Origin of the sequence: Streptomyces albus subsp. chlorinus, from assembly GCF_013302895.1 — a bacterium.
Lineage (GTDB): Bacteria > Actinomycetota > Actinomycetes > Streptomycetales > Streptomycetaceae > Streptomyces > Streptomyces chlorinus.
Window position 1 is genome coordinate 1 of the sequence record NZ_VJOK01000004.1, and the last position, 2,694, is coordinate 2,694.

The following is a 2,694-nucleotide window of genomic DNA, read 5'->3' on the forward strand; positions in this document are numbered from 1 at the left end:
AAATATTGTTCGGCGGTGTCCTACTCTCCCACACACTCCCGCATGCAGTACCATCGGCGCTGCAAGGCTTAGCTTCCGGGTTCGGAATGTAACCGGGCGTTTCCCTCACGCTATGACCACCGAAACACTACGAAACACACAACCAGCACAACCACCACCATAACGGTGTGACTGCTGGGGGTTGTTGCCTCAGAACCCACACAGTGGACGCGAGCCTCTACGGACAAGCCCTCGGCCTATTAGTACCAGTCACCTCCACACGTTACCGTGCTTCCAGACCTGGCCTATCAACCCCGTCATCTCCAGGGAGCCTTACCCAATCACGTTGGCAGGAGTCCTCATCTCGAAGCAGGCTTCCCGCTTAGATGCTTTCAGCGGTTATCCTTCCCGAACGTAGCCAACCAGCCATGCCCTTGGCAGAACAACTGGCACACCAGAGGTCCGTCCGTCCCGGTCCTCTCGTACTAGGGACAGCCCTTCTCAAGACTCCAACGCGCGCAGCGGATAGGGACCGAACTGTCTCACGACGTTCTAAACCCAGCTCGCGTACCGCTTTAATGGGCGAACAGCCCAACCCTTGGGACCGACTCCAGCCCCAGGATGCGACGAGCCGACATCGAGGTGCCAAACCATCCCGTCGATATGGACTCTTGGGGAAGATCAGCCTGTTATCCCCGGGGTACCTTTTATCCGTTGAGCGACGGCGCTTCCACAAGCCACCGCCGGATCACTAGTCCCGACTTTCGTCCCTGCTCGACCCGTCAGTCTCACAGTCAAGCTCCCTTGTGCACTTACACTCACCACCTGATGACCAACCAGGCTGAGGGAACCTTTGGGCGCCTCCGTTACCCTTTAGGAGGCAACCGCCCCAGTTAAACTACCCACCAGACACTGTCCCCGATCCGGATCACGGACCCAGGTTAGACATCCAGCACGACCAGAGTGGTATTTCAACAACGACTCCACGAACACTGGCGTGCCCGCTTCACAGTCTCCCACCTATCCTACACAAGCCGAACCGAACACCAATATCAAGCTGTAGTAAAGGTCCCGGGGTCTTTCCGTCCTGCTGCGCGAAACGAGCATCTTTACTCGTAGTGCAATTTCACCGGGCCTATGGTTGAGACAGTCAAGAAGTCGTTACGCCATTCGTGCAGGTCGGAACTTACCCGACAAGGAATTTCGCTACCTTAGGATGGTTATAGTTACCACCGCCGTTTACTGGCGCTTAAGTTCTCAGCTTCACCAGGACGAATCCTGACTAACCGGTCCCCTTAACGTTCCAGCACCGGGCAGGCGTCAGTCCGTATACCTCGCCTTACAGCTTCGCACGGACCTGTGTTTTTAGTAAACAGTCGCTTCTCGCTGGTCTCTGCGGCCACCCCCAGCTCACCAAGCACATTGGATCACCAGAAGAGGCCCCCCTTCTCCCGAAGTTACGGGGGCATTTTGCCGAGTTCCTTAACCATAGTTCACCCGAACGCCTCGGTATTCTCTACCAGACCACCTGAGTCGGTTTAGGGTACGGGCCGCCACACAACTCGCTAGAGGCTTTTCTCGACAGCACAGGATCATCCACTTCACCACAAACGGCTCGGCATCAGGTCTCACCCCTGTAACGCCAGACGGATTTACCTACCTGACGGGCTACACCCTTACCCCGGGACAACCACCGCCCGGGATGGACTACCTCACTGCGTCACCCCATCACTCACCTACTACAGACTCGGACCGTCGGCTCCACCAAACCCGCAACCAGCAAAGCCGGCACAGGCGGTTTCACGGACTTAGCATCACCTGATTCGATGTTTGACGCTGCATAGCGGGTACCGGAATATCAACCGGTTCTCCATCGACTACGCCTGTCGGCCTCGCCTTAGGTCCCGACTTACCCTGGGCAGATCAACTTGACCCAGGAACCCTTAGTCAATCGGCGCACACGTTTCCCACGCATGTATCGCTACTCATGCCTGCATTCTCACTCGTGAACCATCCACAACTCGCTTCCACGGCTGCTTCACCCGGCACACGACGCTCCCCTACCCACCACAACAGGCGTTAGCCCTCACATTGCAGTGACACGACTTCGGCGGTGTACTTGAGCCCCGCTACATTATCGGCGCAGAATCACTTGACCAGTGAGCTATTACGCACTCTTTCAAGGATGGCTGCTTCTAAGCCAACCTCCTGGTTGTCTCTGCGACTCCACATCCTTTCCCACTTAGCACACGCTTAGGGGCCTTAGTCGATGCTCTGGGCTGTTTCCCTCTCGACCATGGAGCTTATCCCCCACAGTCTCACTGCCGCGCTCTCACTTACCGGCATTCGGAGTTTGGCTAAGGTCAGTAACCCGGTAAGGCCCATCGCCTATCCAGTGCTCTACCTCCGGCAAGAAACACACGACGCTGCACCTAAATGCATTTCGGGGAGAACCAGCTATCACGGAGTTTGATTGGCCTTTCACCCCTAACCACAGGTCATCCCCCAGGTTTTCAACCCTGGTGGGTTCGGGCCTCCACACGGTCTTACCCGCGCTTCACCCTGCCCATGGCTAGATCACCCCGCTTCGGGTCTTGAACACGCTACTCAACGCCCTCTTCGGACTCGCTTTCGCTACGGCTCCCCCACACGGGTTAACCTCGCAACATGCCGCAAACTCGCAGGCTCATTCTTCAAAAGGCACGCAGTCACGAC

General features: G+C 56.8%; 2 rRNA genes. Both read right to left on the bottom strand.

Features of this window, described 5'->3' with window-relative positions:
- Positions 1–7: 7 nt before the first annotated feature.
- A 5S ribosomal RNA gene (gene rrf / locus FM076_RS32885) occupies positions 8–124 on the bottom strand.
- A 95-nt stretch (positions 125–219) separates the two neighbouring features.
- Positions 220–2,694: ribosomal RNA gene (locus FM076_RS32890) — 23S ribosomal RNA — on the bottom strand; the annotation flags it as partial.